19 protein-coding genes and 1 pseudogene are annotated in these 18,573 nt (G+C 60.7%); 4 read left to right on the top strand and 16 right to left on the bottom strand.

Annotation, left to right across the window (positions count from 1 at the left end; translation table 11 throughout):
• From ACK4TM_RS12660 to ACK4TM_RS12630, 7 genes and pseudogenes are all read right to left on the bottom strand, one after another.
• Positions 1–135, bottom strand: a pseudogene (locus ACK4TM_RS12660) (EamA/RhaT family transporter); the annotation flags it as partial.
• Positions 136–212: 77 nt separating this feature from the next.
• A complete protein-coding gene (locus ACK4TM_RS12655) occupies positions 213–503 on the bottom strand; it encodes an HU family DNA-binding protein (protein ID WP_409701881.1) in 291 nt (96 codons plus the stop codon).
• A gap of 132 nt (positions 504–635) precedes the next feature.
• A complete protein-coding gene (locus ACK4TM_RS12650; protein WP_409701880.1) occupies positions 636–2,117 on the bottom strand; it encodes an AMP nucleosidase in 1,482 nt (493 codons plus the stop codon).
• Positions 2,114–3,910 carry an adenine deaminase gene (gene ade / locus ACK4TM_RS12645; RefSeq protein ID WP_409701879.1) on the bottom strand — a complete coding sequence of 599 codons (1,797 nt, stop codon included), beginning with the start codon at positions 3,908–3,910 and terminating at the stop codon, positions 2,114–2,116. The genes ACK4TM_RS12650 and ade overlap by 4 nt, the downstream gene beginning before the upstream one ends.
• A 40-nt stretch (positions 3,911–3,950) precedes the next feature.
• The gene (gene tspO / locus ACK4TM_RS12640) at positions 3,951–4,430 is read right to left on the bottom strand and encodes a tryptophan-rich sensory protein TspO (protein ID WP_409701878.1); all 480 of its coding nucleotides are present in this window, start codon (positions 4,428–4,430) and stop codon (positions 3,951–3,953) included.
• A 30-nt stretch (positions 4,431–4,460) separates the two neighbouring features.
• The gene (crtB, locus tag ACK4TM_RS12635) at positions 4,461–5,483 is read right to left on the bottom strand and encodes a 15-cis-phytoene synthase (protein WP_409701877.1); all 1,023 of its coding nucleotides are present in this window, start codon (positions 5,481–5,483) and stop codon (positions 4,461–4,463) included.
• On the bottom strand, positions 5,480–7,018 hold the full coding sequence (locus ACK4TM_RS12630) for a phytoene desaturase (protein WP_409701876.1): 1,539 nt from the start codon (positions 7,016–7,018) through the stop codon (positions 5,480–5,482). The genes crtB and ACK4TM_RS12630 overlap by 4 nt, the downstream gene beginning before the upstream one ends.
• A gap of 111 nt (positions 7,019–7,129) precedes the next feature.
• Between ACK4TM_RS12630 and crtA the strand changes: the two genes are divergently transcribed.
• From crtA to bchO, 4 genes are read left to right on the top strand one after another with little or no spacing between them, the layout of a single operon-like run.
• On the top strand, positions 7,130–7,831 hold the full coding sequence (gene crtA, locus ACK4TM_RS12625) for a spheroidene monooxygenase (RefSeq protein ID WP_409701875.1): 702 nt from the start codon (positions 7,130–7,132) through the stop codon (positions 7,829–7,831).
• On the top strand, positions 7,828–8,832 hold the full coding sequence (gene bchI / locus ACK4TM_RS12620; RefSeq protein WP_409701874.1) for a magnesium chelatase ATPase subunit I: 1,005 nt from the start codon (positions 7,828–7,830) through the stop codon (positions 8,830–8,832). Before crtA ends, bchI begins: the two co-directional genes overlap by 4 nt.
• Positions 8,825–10,471, top strand: a complete 1,647-nt coding sequence (locus tag ACK4TM_RS12615) for a magnesium chelatase subunit D (protein WP_409701873.1) — start codon at positions 8,825–8,827, stop codon at positions 10,469–10,471. The genes bchI and ACK4TM_RS12615 overlap by 8 nt, the downstream gene beginning before the upstream one ends.
• Positions 10,471–11,307: an alpha/beta fold hydrolase BchO gene (bchO, locus tag ACK4TM_RS12610; protein ID WP_409701872.1), complete on the top strand. Its 837-nt coding sequence runs from the start codon at positions 10,471–10,473 to the stop codon at positions 11,305–11,307. The genes ACK4TM_RS12615 and bchO overlap by 1 nt, the downstream gene beginning before the upstream one ends.
• A gap of 49 nt (positions 11,308–11,356) precedes the next feature.
• On the opposite strand, the gene ACK4TM_RS12605 is transcribed toward bchO, so the two are convergent.
• From ACK4TM_RS12605 to ACK4TM_RS12565, 9 genes are all read right to left on the bottom strand, one after another.
• On the bottom strand, positions 11,357–11,830 hold the full coding sequence (locus ACK4TM_RS12605) for a c-type cytochrome (RefSeq protein WP_409701871.1): 474 nt from the start codon (positions 11,828–11,830) through the stop codon (positions 11,357–11,359).
• A 110-nt stretch (positions 11,831–11,940) separates the two neighbouring features.
• Positions 11,941–13,158, bottom strand: coding sequence for a 5-aminolevulinate synthase (gene hemA, locus ACK4TM_RS12600; RefSeq protein WP_409701870.1), 1,218 nt, complete (start codon positions 13,156–13,158; stop codon positions 11,941–11,943).
• Positions 13,159–13,163: 5 nt separating this feature from the next.
• Positions 13,164–13,961, bottom strand: a complete 798-nt coding sequence (puhE, locus tag ACK4TM_RS12595; RefSeq protein WP_409701869.1) for a putative photosynthetic complex assembly protein PuhE — start codon at positions 13,959–13,961, stop codon at positions 13,164–13,166.
• 19 nt (positions 13,962–13,980) lie between these two features.
• Entirely contained in the window at positions 13,981–15,099 is a 1,119-nt protein-coding gene (gene acsF / locus ACK4TM_RS12590; protein ID WP_409701868.1) for a magnesium-protoporphyrin IX monomethyl ester (oxidative) cyclase, read from the bottom strand.
• Complete coding sequence (locus ACK4TM_RS12585) at positions 15,096–15,392, bottom strand: hypothetical protein (RefSeq protein WP_409701867.1); 297 nt, start codon at positions 15,390–15,392, stop codon at positions 15,096–15,098. The genes acsF and ACK4TM_RS12585 overlap by 4 nt, the downstream gene beginning before the upstream one ends.
• Positions 15,393–15,444: 52 nt before the next feature.
• Entirely contained in the window at positions 15,445–15,903 is a 459-nt protein-coding gene (gene puhC, locus ACK4TM_RS12580; RefSeq protein ID WP_409701866.1) for a photosynthetic complex assembly protein PuhC, read from the bottom strand.
• 5 nt (positions 15,904–15,908) lie between these two features.
• On the bottom strand, positions 15,909–16,550 hold the full coding sequence (gene puhB, locus ACK4TM_RS12575; protein WP_409701865.1) for a photosynthetic complex putative assembly protein PuhB: 642 nt from the start codon (positions 16,548–16,550) through the stop codon (positions 15,909–15,911).
• Positions 16,551–16,604: 54 nt separating this feature from the next.
• Entirely contained in the window at positions 16,605–17,378 is a 774-nt protein-coding gene (gene puhA, locus ACK4TM_RS12570; protein WP_409701864.1) for a photosynthetic reaction center subunit H, read from the bottom strand.
• Positions 17,379–17,397: 19 nt separating this feature from the next.
• On the bottom strand, positions 17,398–18,573 hold a 1,176-nt coding region (locus tag ACK4TM_RS12565), incomplete at its 5' end, for a PucC family protein (protein ID WP_409701863.1).

Raw genomic sequence — 18,573 nt, 5'->3', positions numbered from 1 at the left:
CAGGCCAGAAATCAGGAACCGCAGCGCCAATGCCGACAAAGGCGGCGCATATTCCACGATGACACGGGCCGAGGTAAAGGCAGATGACCACATGAACGCAAAGGCAAGGCCCATGACGATTGCTTTGATATCCATGTCACCTCAACAACAAAAGGGCCGCCTGTTCAGGGCGACCCTTTCGCGATTTTGCATCCGGCACAAGGCCTGATGGCTTAGCCGTTGACGCTATCTTTCAGTGCCTTTGCGATTGTCACTTTGACAACCTTGTCGGCTTCTTTCTTGATCTGCTCGCCGGTGGCAGGGTTACGCACCATCCGCTCTGGCCGTTCGCGGCAATAGATTTTGCCAACGCCGGGCAGGGTGACAGCACCGCCGCCAGCAACTTCGGACGTGATGATGCCGGTCACGGCATCCAGTGCAGAACCCGCTGCTTTTTTGTCCATGCCGGTCTGTTCGGCAATAGCAGCAACCAGCTGCGCTTTGGTCATTGGTTTCGTCGCCATTTTCCTGGTCTCCCTCATGCGCCCCATCTGTAGGGCCTGTTCTCCGCCGATATAACGGTATGTTGTGGCACACCACAACGATTAGCGCTGCCTGACAAGGCAAAAACGCACTTTTCCGCTGATTTTCTTGCGTCAGAGGAAGGCTGTTTCCTCAAAACTGCGCAATTTGCGGCTGTGGATGCGTTCCAGCGGCATTTCGCGCAACAATTCCATCGCGCGGATTCCGATCATCAGATGGGCGGCGACCTGCGTTTTGTAGAACTCTGACGCCATGCCAGGCAGTTTTAATTCACCATGCAGCGGCTTGTCAGAGACGCATAACAGGGTGCCATAGGGCACCCGGAACCGGAACCCATTGGCGGCGATTGTGGCGCTTTCCATGTCCAATGCAATGGCCCGCGATTGCGACAACCGCTGCACCGGCCCCGCCTGTTCGCGCAATTCCCAGTTGCGGTTGTCGATCGTGGCGACGGTGCCAGTGCGCATGATGCGTTTCAGCTCATACCCTTGCAACTGGGTGACATCGGCCACCGCCGTTTGCAGCGCGATCTGGATTTCCGCCAGCGCCGGGATCGGCACCCAGACGGGCAGGTCGTCGTCCAGCACGTGATCTTCGCGCAGATAGGCATGGGCCAGTACAAAATCGCCCAGCCGCTGCGAGTTGCGCAGACCGGCGCAATGGCCCACCATCAGCCAGGCATGCGGGCGCAGCACGGCGATATGGTCGGTCGCGGTTTTGGCATTGGACGGGCCAACGCCGATATTGACCAGCGTGATCCCCGCGCCGCCCGGACGTTTGAGATGATAGGTCGGCATCTGCGGCAGTTTCGCAGGCATCGGAATATCGGTGTCATGGCTGGTGATTTCGATATTCCCGGTGCTGACAAAGCTGGTGTAGCCGCTGTCGGGATCGGCCAGCATCTGGCGGGCGAAGAATTCAAATTCCTCGACATAGAACTGGTAGTTGGTGAACAGGATATGGTTCTGGAAATGCTCGGCCGATGTGGCGGTGTAATGCGCCAGCCGCGCCAGCGAATAATCAATGCGCTGCGCGGTAAAGGGGGCAAGCGGGCGTGCGCCATCGGGGTAGGTAAAGCCCGCGCCGTTGACGATGGCATCATGCGTCGTGCTCAGATCCGGGACGTCGAAATTGTCGCGCAGGTTGAAATCCATCGACCCATCATGCGGCACCGTGACGCCCGCATCATTGGCCACGGCGAAATGCACCGGCATCACGGTTTCGGATGCGCCGATCACCACCGGCACACCGTGGCTTTTCAGCAAGAGGTCGATCTGCTGTTCCAGATAGGCGGCGAACAGGTCGGGCCGCGTCACGGTCGTCGCATAGGTGCCGGGTTCGGCGACATGGCCGAATGACAGGCGGCTGTCCATTTTGGTATGCGTCGTCGTGGTCAGGCGGATTTCAGGATAAAACGCCCGGAACCGTGCGGCAGGCTGCCCGTTGCGCAGGGCGGCGACGAAATTCTCGGACAGGAATTTGATCGATGCGGCATAAAGCTCGTTCAGCCGGACGATGGCGGCTTTGGGGTCGGTAAAAGCCTCGGCGGCGGGCAGGTCAGGTGTCCGGATGACAACCTCGGTAAAAGCGTTCATGTATTTTCCTCGAACAGATCGGTAATTTCGAATTTGGTCACATCCACCAGGCCCAGATCAGAAATCCGCAACGCGGGTATGACAACAAGCGCCAGCAGGGAATGCTGCATATAGGCGTTGTTCAGCGTGCAACCACAGGCGGCCATGGCGGCGACCATCGCGTCAGCCTTGGCGGCGACCTCTGCTGCCGGGCTATCCGACATCAGGCCCGCGATGGGCAGTTCGACCAGCGCCAGTTCGCCGTCGTCCTTCCAGACGGTAATGCCACCGCCAACCTCGCCCAGCCGGTTCGCGGCCTTGGCCATCAGCGCGCGGTCGGTGCCAACGACGATCATATGATGGCTGTCGTGTGCCACGGTTGAGGCGATGGCCATCTGGCTGGTGTAACCGAAGCCCGAGACAAAGCCGTTCACGACCTTGCCTGTTGCGCGGTGCCGTTCGACCAGCGCGATCTGATAGGTGTCGCCTTGCCCTTCAACCACACCATCGACCACCGGCAGTTCTGCGGTCAGCGCCTCTGTCGGGGCTTGGTTTTCGACGACGCCGATCACCTTGGCGACAACGCTGTTGGCACCATCGGGGGCTTTGACGGCGAAGTCCGCGTCATCCAAATGCTTACCCATCCGCACAGTCTGGCGCGCGTCATCTGGCCAATCGTAGTGGGGGCAATCCACGGTGATCTTGCCATTGCGGGCCACGGTTTTGCCGCGCGCTATGACCTGTTCGATGGGCAGGGTGACAAGGTCAGAGGTCAGGATCACATCGGCCCGCCGACCGGGGGTGATCGAGCCAAGCTCGCGTTCCAGCCCAAAATGGGTGGCGGTGTTGATCGTCGCCATCTGCAAGGCGATCAGCGGGTCACAGCCGCAGGCAATCGCATGGCGGACCACGCGGTTCATATGGCCTTCGTTCACAAGCGTCCCGGAATGGCAATCATCGGTGCAGAGGATGAAATTGCGGGGATCGAGGCCTTTTTCCGTCACCGCGGTGATCTGGCTTTCGACGTCATACCACGCGGACCCCAGCCGCATCATCGACCGCATCCCGTTGCGGGTGCGGGCGAGGGCGTCAGCCTCGGCGGTTCCTTCGTGATCATCGGCAGCACCGCCCGCAACATAAGCGCTGAAATCATTGCCTTTATCCGGGCTGGCGTAGTGCCCGCCGACCGTCTTGCCCGCGCGCATCGTCGCTGCCATTTCGGCCAGCATCTGAGGGTCGCCGTTCACGACCCCGGGAAAGTTCATCATCTCGCCCAGACCGATGATGCCGGGCCATTCCATGGCTTCGGCCACATCCTCGGCTGAAATCTCAAACCCGGTGGTTTCCAACCCCGGCGCAGAGGGCGCGCAGGACGGCATTTGCGTGAAGATGTTGACCGGCTGCATCAGTGCTTCGTCATGCATCATGCGCACACCGCGCAGGCCAAGGACATTGGCGATCTCATGCGGGTCGGTGAACATGGTTGTCGTGCCATGCGGAATCACGGCGGCCGCGAATTCCGCAGGGGTCAGCATGCCGCTTTCGATATGCATATGCCCGTCGCAGAGGCCGGGGATCAGATAGCGGCCATTCGCCTCGATGATTTCGGTGTCGGGGCCGATGCAATGGCTGGCGTCAGGGCCGATAAAGGCGAAACGTCCGGCGGCGATGGCAACCTGCCAATCCAGCACTTCGCGCGTCTGGACATTGACCAATTTGCCGCCACGGATGACCATATCGGCATGTTGGCGGCCAGCGGCGACGGCCACCAATTGCGGGGCGACATCGGCCCATGATTTGATGTGATATTCCATCCCCAATATTTCCACCGTTTCCAGTAGGGTTCAAGGGGGGTCAGATCGCGTTCAGGTCGAGCGGTTTCTGATTAGGGTTCAGCCGGATCATCGCAATGCTCAGCGCGGTCGCCACCGTGACCCAGACCAGATAGGGAACGAAAGCGAGACCAGCCCAGAAATCCAGTTGGAAATGGGTGATCGTGCAGCTCAACACGGCCAGCCACAGCGCGCCGATGATCGGCAGAGACCCTTTCAGGCGGCGCAGGCCGAAAAACACGGGCGTCCACAAGGCGTTGAACGCGATCTGCACAGACCAGAACGCCATCGCATAGCCATTGCCGTCAAGGCCCGCGACACGTGCGCCCGCAAAGGAAATCAGCAGATAGATCGATGTCCAGGCGACCGGAAACAGCCAGTTTGGCGGCACCCAGGTGGGTTTGTTCAGCCCTTCATACCAAGGGCCGGGCGGGAACAGGGCACCGGTGGTACCGGCACCAAAGGTGGCGGCCAGAAACAGCGCAAACAGCATAAAATCCATGGTCGTCCCTTTTGCGGTATCGCACCCAGTTTAGGCGCGTTGGCGCGGATTTCCAAGGGCTGCCTGACCTGCGCGCAGATCGGCAAGGATATTCAGCACCGCGAGAGACCGGCTTGGGCTTGGCTTGTTGCGGCTGGCGGCATCCACCAGAAATGCGGTTTCATCCAGCGGCTTTGCGAAAACGATGGGGGATTTTGGCGTCACAACGGAAAAGGCCGTGCGCAGCGCCGATTGCCCGACCCAACCCAGTTTCTGGCTGACATTGGTGCGCGCACGCATCGAAATGCTGTCATAGCCTTGCCTGCGCACCTGTTTGCCAATGCCCGCATAGATCAGTCGTGCGGCCCAGATGCCGGTGCGCGCCTTGACCGGCAGCACATTGATCCCGGATTCAGAGCGCAGGTAAAGCCTGTCCGCCTCTGCCAGCAGGCGTTTGACCATGCCGCGCACGGCGGCATCCGGCAAAGGGTCGCGGGTGAAATTCTGCGGGTCAATCCCTGCCTCTGCCAGCCAGTCCAGCGGCAGATAAATCCGGCCCATACGTGCATCTTCGCCGACATCGCGGGCGATATTGGTCAGTTGCATCGCGACGCCCAGATCGCAGGCGCGCGCCAGCGCATCGGGGTCGCGCACGCGCATCAGCACGCACATCATTGCGCCCACGGCACTGGCGACACGGGCGGAATAATCGCGCACACCGGACAGGGTCGTGTAGCGATATTCGGCGGCGTCCCAGGCAAGGCCTTCCAACAATGCCTCTGGCAGGGCGCGCGGCATGTCGAATTCGTCGATAATCGCGGCAAAAGCGCGGTCTTCAGGTGCGTTGCGCGGGCGGCCCTCATAAGCGAGGTCGAGGCGTTCTTGCAGGCGTAAAACCGCACCGGCCTGATGCGTGCCTTCATCAACTTCATCATCGGCCAGACGGCAGAAGGCATACAGCGCCAAGGCCGGATCACGGACCGATGCAGGCAGTAATTTCGACGCGGCATGAAACGACAGCGACCCATGTTTGATCGCAGTATGGCAATGGGCAAGGTCATCGGGCCGGATCATTCTGCGGCAACTTTCATTGGTATCTGCACGGGCGCGTCGGGGACCAGTTTTGCCAGCACATGGGCGCTGGAAATCACCCCCGGCACACCGGCGCCGGGATGGGTGCCTGCGCCGACCAGAAACAGGCCCTTTGCCTCTTCGCTGATGTTATGGGGGCGAAAATAGGCGGATTGCAGGATGCGCGGTTCGATGGAAAAGCCGGAGCCGTTGGGCGACAGATAGCGGTCGCGGAAATCTTCGGGCGTCAGGATCATTTCTGTGCTGATCCGTTCGGCGAAACCGGGGATGTGCTTTTCGACCTCGGCCATGACCTTGGCCTTGTAGATGGCGGATTCCTTTTTCCAATGGACAGGGTTGTCGAACCCCAGATGCGGGACCGGTGACAGGACATAGAACGTGTCATCACCTTTGGGTGCGACGCTGGGGTCGGTCACGCTGGGCCGGTGGATATAAAGGCTCATATCGTCGGACAATTTGCCCTTGATGAAGATATCGCGCAGCAATCCTTCATAGCGGGGGGCATTGGTGATCGTGTGATGTCCAACATCGGGCCACATATCCGCGGTGCCTTTTGTTCCGAAATACCACACGAACAGGCCCATGGACCAACGCCGGGATTTCAGCTTCTTGTCGGTCCAGCGCTTGCGCGGATGGTTGCGCAACAAGGTCTGATAGGTGTGACCGGCATCGGCATTGCTGACCACCAAAGGTGCGCTGAGAACGGTGCCATCTTTCAGGCGCACGCCCTTGGCGGCATCATTTTCGATCAGCACCTCGTCCACTTCTACATTCTGGCGCACCTGACCGCCTTGTTGCCGGATCACCCGGACCATGGCATCGGCAATCGCCTGAACGCCGCCCATCGCGTAATGCACGCCATAGGTTTTTTCGAGGTAAGCCACCAAAGCATAGATCGATGTCACCTTGCGCGGATCACCACCAATGAACAGCGGATGAAACGACAGGGCCATGCGCAGGCGGGCATCCTTGACCCGCGCTTTTGCCAGCCCAAGGATCGAACGATCCGCGCGCAGGCGCACGAATTCCGGCAGCACTTTGATGGTTTCCCAGATCTTGTTCATCGGCTGGGCGACCATGCCTTCGAACCCGACCTTGTAACATTGTTCGCTGTCTTTCAGGAACCGCTTGTAGCCAGCCACATCGCCGGGGCTGAGGCGCGCGACCTCGGCCAGCATGGCCTCGGTGTCCTGCCGCGCGGTAAAGGTGGACCCATCGGGCCAGCGGACCTCGTAAAACGGGTCCATCGGGCGCAGGCTGATATCTTTGTGGAAATCCCGCCCGCAGGCGCGCCACAATTCCTCGTATAGCTGCGGCACGGTGATGATCGTCGGGCCAAGGTCAAAGCGGTGGCCACCCTGCGTGACAGACGACCCGCGCCCGCCGGGCAAATCAAGCCGGTCCAGAACGGTGACGGCATAGCCCTTGGCGCCCAGCCGCATCGCCGCCGCAAGGCCGCCAAGCCCCGCGCCAATCACGATGGCTGCATTTGAATCGGTTTGATCAGGTGTCAACATAAGCTCACCGTAGATGTGTAAACTCAAGTTGACAAATATTATCTACACGCCCTTCCCAAGTCAGGGGTGCTATGTCAGACTAAGTTGACACAAACGCAGGTATTTGGTCCTTTGACCCAGATCGTCACATTATCTTTCTTTCGCTTTGCCGGGCCTTTGGCGCGGGCCTGGGCGCTGATAATGATGGGCGGCGCGCGGCTACCTTTGTCGCGCACGCCGGATATCGGGTTCTGGAAGCTCTGCGGCTCCGGCACGGGCGAAGGGTTTACGCCTGTTCCCAATACAGCGGTCTATGCAGTTCTGGCGACTTGGCCCGATCTTGCCACGGCACAGACGCGGACCAAAGCGGGGATATTTGCCCGCTATAGCGACAAGGCCACTGAACATTGGACGGTGTTTTTACAAACCCAATCCGCGCGTGGCGCATGGGCAGGGCAGATGCCTTTCGTGCCAAGCACAGCCACGACACTGGGACCTTTAGCCGCACTGACCCGTGCCACAATCAAACCCCGCATCCTCGCGCGGTTCTGGCGGCGGGTGCCGAATATCTCGGCCATGATTGGAAAGGATACCAATGTGATCTTCAAGATCGGCATTGGCGAGGTGCCGATGCTGCATCAGGTCACCTTTTCGATCTGGCCGTCCGAGGTTGCGATGGCCAGTTTTGCCCGCACCGGCCCACACGCCGACGCGATCCGCGCCGTGCGTGATGAAGGCTGGTTTGCCGAAGAACTCTATGCCCGTTTTGCGGTGCATTCCGATGCTGGGACATGGAACGGCATTTCCCCCCTGACGAAACTTGAGGCTGCATGAAACACCCTTTCCCCTTTTCCGCCATCGTCGGTCAGGCCGAGATGAAACAGGCGATGATCCTGACCGCGATTGACCCCTCTATCGGCGGGGTTCTGGTATTCGGCGACCGCGGCACCGGCAAATCCACCGCTGTGCGGGCGCTGGCGGCCTTGCTGCCGCCGATCATGGCAGTGCGGGGCTGTCCGGTGAACAGCGCCAAGGTGGCTGATGTGCCGGATTGGGCGATCCTGGATGAAAAGACGCTGGTCGAAATGCCGACGCCCGTTGTCGATCTCCCGCTTGGTGCGACAGAGGACCGCGTGACCGGCGCGCTGGATATCGAAAAGGCGCTGACCAAGGGCGAAAAGGCGTTTCAACCCGGCCTGCTGGCGCGGGCCAATCGCGGGTATCTGTATATAGACGAGGTGAACCTGCTGGAGGATCACATCGTTGATCTGCTGCTGGATGTCGCGCAATCGGGCGAAAACGTGGTCGAACGTGAAGGTCTGTCGATCCGGCACCCTGCGCGCTTCGTGCTGGTGGGGTCCGGCAACCCGGAAGAGGGTGAATTGCGCCCGCAATTGCTGGACCGTTTCGGCCTGTCGGTCGAGGTCGCGTCACCCAAGGATATCGCCACCCGCATCGATGTGATCAAGCGCCGCGATGCATTCGAGAATGACAATACCGCCTTTATGCTGCGCTGGCAGGCCGAGGATGCGGCGATCCGCGACCAGATCCTGACTGCGCGCAAGGCGCTGGCGGAACTGATCACGCCGGACAAGACGCTGCATGATGTGGCAGAGTTGTGCCTTGCGCTGGGATCGGACGGGTTGCGCGGGGAACTGACCCTGCTCAAGGCCGCGCGCGCCTATGCGGCATGGCGAAACGACACCGCGCTGACGCGGCTGCATGTCAAGGAAATGGCGCCGATGGCTCTGCGCCACCGCCTGCGCCGCGATCCTCTGGATGAGGCGGGCAGCGGCACACGTGTCGCCCGGATCGTGGAAGAAACCCTTGGCTGAGGCAGCCTGGCACCGTGCCGTGCTGGCCTTGCAGCTATTGGCGATTGATCCGGGGCTGGGTGGCATGGCCGTGCGTGCCCGGTCCGGCCCGGTGCGCGACAGGTTTTCTGCACTGCTGTCGTGGCTGCCCGGCGCGCAACATCGCATCCATCCGGCGGTATCGGACGAAGCCTTGTTCGGCGGGCTGGACCTGTCGGCGACATTGGCCACCGGCGCATTCGTGCAGGAGCAGGGGCTGTTGTCGCGTCCCGGCAGTCTGGTGCTGACCATGGCAGAGCGGGCAACGACGCAACTTGCCGCACGGCTGGCGATGACCTTGGATGCGGGCCACGCTCACCGCTTGGTGGCGCTGGATGAAGGTGCTGAACCTGATGAAGTGCTGAACCCGAAATTGGCGGAACGGCTGGCCTTTGCGGTCGATCTGTCACAGATCAGTATCGGTGATGCGGTGCAGATGCCGGATTTTGACCCGACCGTCGCGATTATTCATCTGCGTCAGGTCACTGTCCCCGATGATATCTGCGACCAACTGACCCGGATCGCCGCACAATTTGGCATCGACAGTTTGCGCGCCCCCTTGTTCGCCCTGCGCGCAGCCAAGGCGCATGCGGCCTCGCTGGGCAAAATGACCGTCGATGCCGATGACATCGAGATCGCCTGTGTTCTGGTGCTGGCCCATCGCGCGACGCAGATGCCGGGCAGCGATGAGGAAGAACCAGAAGCGCCCGAACCCGATCAGGACGACCGTGAGCAGGAGCAGTCAGAGACGCTGGATCTGCCCGATGACCTGCTGCTGGAAGCGATCAAGGCGCTGTTGCCCTACAATCTGCTGGACCGGATCGCCGCGCAAAAGGCGCGGCAAGGCAAAGGCAGCGGCAGCGGGGCTGCGCGCAAGGGAAATAGGCGCGGCAGGCCGATGCCGTCACGCGCTGGCCGTCTGGGCGATGGCGCGCGGATAGATATCGTCGCGACCCTGCGCGCCGCCGCCCCTTGGCAGACGATCCGCAAACAGGCGACCGGGCGCAACGGTCTGCAGGTGCGCAGCGAAGATATCCGCGTCAAACGGTTTGAGGAAAAATCGGACCGCCTGCTGGTGTTCACCGTCGACGCCTCTGGCTCTTCCGCCCTGTCGCGATTGGCCGAGGCGAAAGGCGCAATTGAATTGCTGCTGGCGCAAGCTTATGCGCGACGTGACCATGTGGCGCTGGTGTCATTTCGCGGGACAGCGGCAGAGGTGCTTTTGCCGCCCACGCGGTCGCTGGTGCAGACCAAACGCCGCCTTGCCGCCTTGCCCGGTGGCGGCGGCACACCGCTGGCGGCGGGTATCGTGATGGCGCTGGAACAGGCGATTGCCGCCACCCGCAAGGGGCTGACGCCCACCATCGTGATCCTGACAGACGGGCGCGCCAATGTTGCACTGGACGGTGCAGGCAACAGGGTGCAGGCCGCCGCTGACGCGCAACGCATGGCACAAATGGTGCGCGCGCAGGGGATAGATGCGCTGATCATCGACACCGGCAACAGGCCGGAACCGGCGCTATCGGCACTCGCGCAGACCTTGGGCGCGATCTACCTGCCGATGCCCCGCGCCGACGCGGCGCGGCTGTCGCAATCCGTCGCCGCCGCGTTGGACGATTGATGCGCTGGCCGCCGCGCGACTGGCCGCTGTCAGAATATTCCCGCCAGATCCTGCACCGCCCGCACCGCTGGCACGTGCAGGAAGCGGGCCAAGGCCCGCTGATCCTGCTGATCCATGGCGCGGGGGGTGCCACGCAGAGTTTCCGGCACCTGTTCCCGGTCCTGACGCAGACGCATCATGTCGTCGCCATCGACCTGCCGGGGCAAGGGTTCAGCCAGATGGGCGCGCGGCAACGTGCCGGACTGGATCACATGACCGGGGATATCCTGTCGCTATGTCGCGCCGAAGGGTGGAACCCTGCCATCGTCGTGGGGCATTCCGCCGGTGGGGCGATTGCGCTGCGGTTGTGGGAACTGGGGCTGCGCCCCGGTCGGATCGTGCTGATCAACGCCGCGCTGAGCAATTTCAAAGGTGTTGCCGGTTTGCTGTTTCCGTTCATGGCCAAGGCGCTGGCCGCGACCCCGTTCAGCGCGAGTATCGTCACCGCCACAAGCAGCCGCAATGTGGTGCAGAACCTGATCAGGGGAACCGGGTCGGTGCTGGATGAGGCGGGCGTCGATCTTTACCACCGGCTGATCACCGACCGGGGACATATCGACGGCACGCTGGCGATGATGGCGCAATGGTCGCTGGACGGATTGCTGGCGCGGCTTGCCGACATCATTGTGCCGGTGCATCTGATCACCGGGGCGAACGACAAGGCCGTGCCGCCCAGCGTCAGCCATGAAACGGCAAACATCCTGCCGCAGGCAAAGCTGACGGAATTGCCGGGTCTGGGTCATCTGGCACATGAGGAAGACGCACGCACCGTCGCAAATCTGATCATGGCGCAATAAAAAGGCCGCCAAGTTTCCCTGACAGCCATTTGTTAGGCATAACCTGATGTTATTCGGCGGGCGCTTCTTCTGCCAGTGCGTCGAGGTCAGAGAAAGTTGCCAGGTAGGCGTAGAGATCATAAGCATCGGATTCAGCACGCACCTGATAGGCCATACGGCCACGGGCGCGGCGGTCTTCCAGCTTTTCGCGGATCCAGCCGGTCGGGTCCTGGACGTAGCCGACAAAGTTTTCTTCGTTCCAGACTTCGCCGGCTTCACCCAGCGCGACCAGACCATCGCTATAATTGAAATCTGGGTCGGTGCCAATCAGGCTGCCGATCAGACCATATTGGTTCGGGCCGGTCCGCGCATTGCGGCCTGCCAGCACGTTGCCCTCCTCGTCAGCGACGATGTGGCAGGCCACGCATTGACGGTTGAACTGTTCTTCACCGGCTGCCGCGTCACCGACCGTCGGCGCAAGGTCTTGGGCGAATGCGGGCGCGGCCAGAACGGCAAGCGCTGCTGCGTATGTAAATTTATTCATGATCGTATTCCTTTTCGATCTGGATTCTTTGACCGTTGCCCCAGTCTGATTTGACTGTAGCGCATCCTTTGCGCCGGTCTAGGGCTGTGCGCAAAAGAAAGTGTGAAGCGTCAGGCAACAGCATGCGCCAATGCACATTGTTTCCACAGGACGCGCAGGGCATTGACCAGATGGTCGATGTCCTGATCGGTATGCAGTGGCGACGGGGTAAAGCGCAGCCTTTCGGTGCCTTTCGGAACGGTGGGATAATTGATCGGCTGCACATAGATATCCCATTCGCGCATCAGGTAATCCGCCAGCATCCGGGTCTTGACCGGGTCCTTGATCAGCACCGGCACGATATGGCTTTCGTTATGCATGTGGGGGATGCCTTCGCGGTCCAATGCGGCGCGCAGGCGCGCCACCTGACGACGCTGGCGGGCGCGTTCCATCTCGGAATTCTTGAGATAGGAAATGGATGTGCGTGCCGCTGCCGCGATCGCGGGCGGCAGGGCCGTGGTGAAAATGAACCCCGACGCAAAGCTGCGGATGAAATCACACAGGGCGGCAGAGCCGGTGATGTATCCCCCGACAACCCCAAAGGCCTTGCCGAGGGTGCCTTCGATCAGGGTGATCCGGTCGGCGAGACCTTCACGCTCGCTGACGCCGCCGCCGCGTGGGCCGTACATGCCCACCGCGTGGACCTCATCCAGATAGGTCATAGCCCCGTATTTTTCGCAGACCTCGACAATTTCGCGGATGGGCGCGATGTCGCCATCCATGGAATAGACGCTCTCGAACGCGACGATCTTGGGCACATCGGCGGGCAGGGCACGCAGTTTCATTTCCAGATCGCGGTAATCGTTGTGCCGCCAGATCACCTTTTGCGCGCGTGAATGGCGGATGCCCTCGATCATCGATGCGTGGTTGCCCGCATCCGACAGGATCACGCAGTTTTCCAGCCGGCTGCCCAGCGTCGACAGCGCCGCCCAATTCGACACATAGCCCGATGTGAACAGCAGCGCCGCTTCCTTGCCATGCAGATCGGCCAGTTCGCGTTCCAGCAGCAGATGATCGTGATTTGTGCCGCTGATGTTGCGGGTGCCGCCCGATCCGGTCCCGGTGCGCCGCACCGCTTCGCACATCGCGCCGATGACAGCGGGGTGCTGACCCATGCCAAGGTAATCGTTGGAACACCAGACCGTCACATCACGGATACCGCCATCAGCGGCGTGATTGGCCGCGCGTGGAAATTTGCCGCACTGGCGTTCAAGTTCAGCAAAATACCGATAGTTTCCGTCGGCCTTGAGCTGGTTAAGTTGCGCGTTGAAAAGGGCGTCAAAATCCATCGGTCTTATCTTTCTTCTTTGGTCATGATTTTGGGCCCCGGATGTTGTGGTGGCAACATCCAGCGCCAGAGTTTCGCGTCAGGCAGAGGGATCACCATCAGCCAGTGTTCAAGCAGGGCCAGCGCCGCCAAGGCGGTCAACAGGCCGTAACCCACGACCGACACATCGGTTCCCGCGAACCACAACCGTTCGACACAGACCGCAAGCAGCGCAGTCAGCGCGGTGATCGCCACCGGAAAGGCCAGCGTCACAGGGCCGCGGCGGAAATAGGTCTTCAGATGCAGGAGGCGGTCGGGCACGAATTCCATATTGATCCGGGGCACGCCATAGAACAGGTTGAGCTTCGCAAAAATGCGCGCCAGATAAAGGATCAGATAGGTCGCCATCGCTATGCGATTTTCCGCGCCATGTGACAAAAGCACAAGGCCCAGCAGCCCTGATGTCAGCAGCAATTCATGATGGGCCACCGTAGCGAAGGCGCGGAAGAACCGCTTTTTCCCTGACAGGCCCGGCAGACAATCCTGCCGCATCGGGCCGGTCACGACGCCCGCCAGAAAGGCCAGTTCAATCCAGCCCCAGATCGCCAGCGCGCCCAGAAACCCCAGATAGACGCCACCCAGCGTTGCCATATCCAGGGACAAGGCCACCGCCCAGCCACCGCCGCACAACAATGGCAAGCCAGCGATAACCGTCGCCAGATGCCGCCCAGACTTGTCCGCCCGTCGCACCGCCAGCAGGATCACCCCGGTAGAGAACCACCACAGGAAGATGGCCGCCAGTGCTGCGATCAAGGCGCCGGTCATGATTTAGCTGCCCCCCGCATCAATAGGCCGGTGCCATGATCGGGCTTTCGGGCACTTCGCTTTTCACCACCGGAATGGTCAGCAAGGACACGAAAGTGACCCCCGCTTTCACCGTGCCGCCCATGCGTTTGAACCAGCCACCGACGCCGCCTTGCTTGCGACCTACGGCGATCTGCACATTGGCGTCCTGCAAACGGTTCAGCATCGGCTGCCAGCGGGGATGGTCGATATCCAGCACCATCGGAAACACCTGACGGGAAATATCGGACGTCTTGCGGAACACTTCCTGCCCGTACCACGCCGGATCAACGCCCAGCGCCTTGTGGAATTCAGGACGCTGATGGTCGCGAATCCACATGGTGGAAAATACGGCTGTCAGAAAAAACTTGATCCACAGCTTGTTCATCCGGCTTTCCGTCAGCTTCGGATCGGTCTTCAACAGCAGGGCGAAAGCCTCGCCATGCGCATATTCGTCGTTGCACCATTCACGGAACCATTTGAAAATCGGATGGAACCGATATTCGGGGTTTTCTTCCAGATGGCGGTAGATCGTGATGTAGCGGGCATAGCCGATCTTTTCCGACAGATAGGTCGCGTAATAGATGAATTTGGGTCGGAAATAGGTGTATTTCTTGGCCTGCGTCAGAAAGCCAAGATTCACGGCGATCCCGGCCTCGCGCAGCGCATCATTGATGAAACCGGCATGGCGGGCCTCGTCGCGGGCCATCAGCTGGAATAGTTCGGTGATATCCTTGTTCGATCCGCGCCGCTTCATTTCCTTGTACAGCACACAGCCCGAAAATTCGGCGGTGCAGGATGAAATCAGGAAATCGATGAATTCCTTCTTCAGCTTGGGTTCCATCCCGTCCCAATCGACATGGTCCCAGTCTTCGTTCTTGCGAAAATGGCCCTTGTTGGGGTCGGATTTCATCTGGGCAATCAGCTTGTCCCAATCTTCGCGGACGGGGGTGACGTCGATCGCGTCCATTTCCGCAAAATCAGTGGTGTAGAACCGTGGCGTCAGCAGCGTGTTCGACATCGCCACCTTTGTCGCTTCTTCGTTGGTCAGGGGCGGCAAAGCCTCTTGCGCGGCAATCGCCTCTTCGGCGGTGGCGGCATTGGATGAATGCATGTTCATGACAGCACCTCGTCGCTAAAGGAAAATTCGCAGAGTTCCATGAATTCAAAATCGCCCGTCGCACGGGTCCAAAGCTGTTCGAGTTTGGACGCACGGGTGATCACGGCGATGCGCTGTTCTTCAACCAGTTCGCCGAAGGCGGCCATGATTTCCGGCCCTTGCACCTGCACCGTGTCACCCGGTTGGATGACAGCACCATTGTCCAGCCGGACATGCGCAGAGAGTTCTTCAAACCGGTGCGAAATCGTCACCGTGCAAGGTGCGGTTTCCTTGGTTCTTGTCAGTAATCCCATGTGAGTTCCCTTTCACATTCCTGGCGCGCAGGGGGCTAGCCTGCCCGCAGTTTCAATCCAGCAGCTTGGCAAAAGCTGCCACGTTATCGCGGCCATAGCCGATCAGTTCAGTGGCCATCCCGGTGCTTGCGTCCAGAATGGCGATATTGCCGTTGTCGCGGCGCACGATCTGCAAGGTGCCTTCCAGCGGCACGCCCTGGACAGTGCGCTCTCGGTCGATCACGCGGCCCATGACACCCAGAAAACCGGCCATGTCATCGGAAGAAGACGCAAGGTGTGTGCCGTCCGGGCTGGCGATGTCATAGACCCCGGATTTGTTGCCGGTGATGATCACGTCAATGCTTTGCACGATGGGCGCCTGATTGACGGCGGCAATCACCGGCCGGTCGGTGATTTTGGCAAAGGCGACCAGAGCGACGACCAGAAACATCAGCCCGAACATCGCACGGGCCACGAAAGGCGGCACCAGCAGTTTTTCGGGGTGTTTCATTGTGGTGGGTGCATCGACCATGGCGATCACTCCGCTGCGACGGCTGAAGCGCCGGATTGCGTTTCAACGCGGCTGACCTTGGGCGCGGAAATCCGCGTCTCGGCCGCTTCGGCGAATAGTTTGGCGACGTTTTCCGCATCGGGAATACAGCGCAGCGCAGGCTGGGTCCGGGTCATGTACCAGGGCCGGATATGCGGCCAGGTCATCAGATAGGACACACGGCTGTCACCGATCAGCTCGAACGCCAGCGTGCCGGTGCCTTTGGGCCGCAGGTCCAGCTTGGCGGTGCCGATCCAAGTGTAGGGCAGGTTCAGCGTCATCGTCAGCGCCGCACCGATCCGCATCGCCACACGCTTGTTGGTCAGCGTATAGATCGTGGCACGCGCCTGCACATAGGCGACACCGTAAAGCAGGCCGCAGGCAAGCAGGCCCGCGACCACAAAGGGAACACCATGCGCCAGCGCCGTCGTCATCGGATAGTCAGCCGATGATGCACCCACCCGCCAGATGGTGAGCAGGATAAAATATCCGGCAACCCAGCGCAGCGACAAGGCCTCGCGCGCCAGCGCGCCAGCGTCGGGCGATCCTTGCCACAGGATATGTTCATCCGCAGGCAGGCGTTCCGGCAATCCGGGGATTGGTTCGGCGGCAAAATCATCATGGCTCATGTCAGGTTCCCTTTGGTTGGTGGACCCCGGTGGCGAGCCGGGGCCGGATGTCATTCAGACTTGCGACTCAAGACGCGCGGCAGAGGCATAAAGCGTGCCGCCCGCGTAATAGGCCGTGATCTTTTCTTCTTCGAGCAGGGTGATCTGGTCCGCCGCCTTGGTGACGGGAACGCCTTCCCAGTTATGCGCATAAAGTGATCTCACGACGACGCGATTACCTTTGATCCGGGCCATGTTCATCGGGATCAGGCGAATCTTTCCGGTGCCTTCGGGGTTCAGGTCGACGGTCATGTAGCGGACCAGCGATTCCGGCACATCGACCCACATGTCGATGACGCGACCGATGACCTCGCCATCGCCGCCGACAACGGCCTTGGCGCGCGGATCGATCCCACCGGATATCTTGAAATCGGGCAGCATTGAAATCGGGCGGATCTTGACATGGCCATGCGCATCGAGTTCCGGAATATCCCGGCGGGGCGCCCAGGCGGCGGGGCCGACGCCATCCACCATAGGATCACCGGTAGGGATATAGGGTGAACCGGCCGCCCGCGACGTCTGTGCCAAGGCCAGGTAGTCGCGATCACCGCGCTGGCCACTGGGAACGGTCAGTTCCCCACGACCGTCACGCAGATGGAACGTCTTGTCCGCAGGAACCGGGAAAGGGCCCTGGTTCGGGGCAGACTTACCTTCTTCATCCAGCAGCGGGTAACCTTCGCGCATGTTTTCGGTCTGAAGGTAATAGATCAGCCCCGCAAAGAAGACCCAGAAAGCCCAGATTGCAGCGCTCGCCAGATCGAAGTTTCCAAAAAATGTTGTGCCAACCATGGTGTGGTCCTTTCGGCGTTCAGGTCGGGAAGTCTGACAATTCCAGCTTGGCAGACTCCCGTTTTGTTATGGGCCGCAGCCGCACAAGCGGCCCCAGCACAATCAGGGTGATGAAAAGAAGGGCGATTTCGGTGTGATAGACGACCGAATAGCCAGTGGCAGGCGTGGCGAGCGCCTCTCCCAACATGCCGTTCCCAGCGGCGTGGTTTACAAGGTCACGCATAGTGCCCCCGATAAAGATGGACAGTCCGGCACCGGTGGCCTGTGCAGCCCCCCAGGCACCCAAGGCCAGACCGCGACCCGCGCGGCCAATCGTCGGCATGGTCATCGCGGCGGTCAGGGTGGACACACCAAACAGGCCGGACCCCAGCCCAATCAGGCCCGCCCCGATATAGAACATCAGATGCGATCCCATGGGTGCGGCAAAGATCACGGCAGTGAAAGCCACGACACCGACCAGAATGCCCCGCCCACACATCCGGTAAGGATCAAGCCCTTTCGCAAGCCAATTGGCGGCAAAGGCAAAACCGACCAGCGCGCCACAAGCCCACATCGCCGTCAGCATGGTGGTGGCCGAAACCGACAGGCCAAGGATTTCGCCGCCATAGGGTTCCAGCAGCACATCCTGCATGTTGAACGCCATGGTCCCGATGAACACGACGGCCAAAAGACGCCCCGCGTCGCCACCTTTGGCCAGATCATTCCACGCTTCGCGGAAGGTCGGGCCGGGCGCTTCTCGCTGCGCCTTGGTCATGGGCGCGACGCGTTCCTGTTTCCACAATGCGGTCAGGTTCAAAAGCAGGGTGACGACAGCCGTGCCCTGCACGACCTGGACCAGGCGCAACGGGCTGTAGTTATGCAGCAAGGCCCCGATGATCAGTGCCGCAAGCGCCATGCCAACAAGGTTCATGACGTAAAGCAGTGCAACCACCTTGGGCCGTGTCTCATCCGTCGCGCGGTCAGCGGCCAGCGCCAGACCGGCAGTCTGGGTCATATGCATCCCGACACCGGTCAGCAGAAACGCAAGACCTGCACCGACATAGCCCGCCCAATCCACGTCAAGCGCCCGGTCACCCGACAACACCAACAGTGCCATCGGCATGATCGCCAGACCGCCGAATTGCCACATCGTGCCGAACCAAAGATAGGGAATACGCTTCCACCCGATGGCAGAACGGTAATTGTCTGATTTGAA

It is taken from the genome of Yoonia sp. (genome assembly GCF_046292185.1).
GTDB lineage: Bacteria > Pseudomonadota > Alphaproteobacteria > Rhodobacterales > Rhodobacteraceae > Yoonia.
This window is presented reverse-complemented; position numbering and strand designations above follow the sequence as displayed.

Excerpts from the sequence above, each read along its gene's own strand:
- ACK4TM_RS12655 (WP_409701881.1), bottom strand. The coding sequence starts at position 503 with ATGGCGACGAAACCAATGACCAAAGCGCAGCTGGTTGCTGCTATTGCC.
- ACK4TM_RS12650 (WP_409701880.1), bottom strand. The coding sequence starts at position 2,117 with ATGAACGCTTTTACCGAGGTTGTCATCCGGACACCTGACCTGCCCGCC.
- ade (WP_409701879.1), bottom strand. The coding sequence starts at position 3,910 with ATGGAATATCACATCAAATCATGGGCCGATGTCGCCCCGCAATTGGTG.
- tspO (WP_409701878.1), bottom strand. The coding sequence starts at position 4,430 with ATGGATTTTATGCTGTTTGCGCTGTTTCTGGCCGCCACCTTTGGTGCC.
- crtB (WP_409701877.1), bottom strand. The coding sequence starts at position 5,483 with ATGATCCGGCCCGATGACCTTGCCCATTGCCATACTGCGATCAAACAT.
- ACK4TM_RS12630 (WP_409701876.1), bottom strand. The coding sequence starts at position 7,018 with ATGTTGACACCTGATCAAACCGATTCAAATGCAGCCATCGTGATTGGC.
- bchI (WP_409701874.1), top strand. The coding sequence starts at position 7,828 with ATGAAACACCCTTTCCCCTTTTCCGCCATCGTCGGTCAGGCCGAGATG.
- bchO (WP_409701872.1), top strand. The coding sequence starts at position 10,471 with ATGCGCTGGCCGCCGCGCGACTGGCCGCTGTCAGAATATTCCCGCCAG.
- ACK4TM_RS12605 (WP_409701871.1), bottom strand. The coding sequence starts at position 11,830 with ATGAATAAATTTACATACGCAGCAGCGCTTGCCGTTCTGGCCGCGCCC.
- hemA (WP_409701870.1), bottom strand. The coding sequence starts at position 13,158 with ATGGATTTTGACGCCCTTTTCAACGCGCAACTTAACCAGCTCAAGGCC.
- puhE (WP_409701869.1), bottom strand. The coding sequence starts at position 13,961 with ATGACCGGCGCCTTGATCGCAGCACTGGCGGCCATCTTCCTGTGGTGG.
- acsF (WP_409701868.1), bottom strand. The coding sequence starts at position 15,099 with ATGAACATGCATTCATCCAATGCCGCCACCGCCGAAGAGGCGATTGCC.
- ACK4TM_RS12585 (WP_409701867.1), bottom strand. The coding sequence starts at position 15,392 with ATGGGATTACTGACAAGAACCAAGGAAACCGCACCTTGCACGGTGACG.
- puhC (WP_409701866.1), bottom strand. The coding sequence starts at position 15,903 with ATGGTCGATGCACCCACCACAATGAAACACCCCGAAAAACTGCTGGTG.
- puhB (WP_409701865.1), bottom strand. The coding sequence starts at position 16,550 with ATGAGCCATGATGATTTTGCCGCCGAACCAATCCCCGGATTGCCGGAA.
- puhA (WP_409701864.1), bottom strand. The coding sequence starts at position 17,378 with ATGGTTGGCACAACATTTTTTGGAAACTTCGATCTGGCGAGCGCTGCA.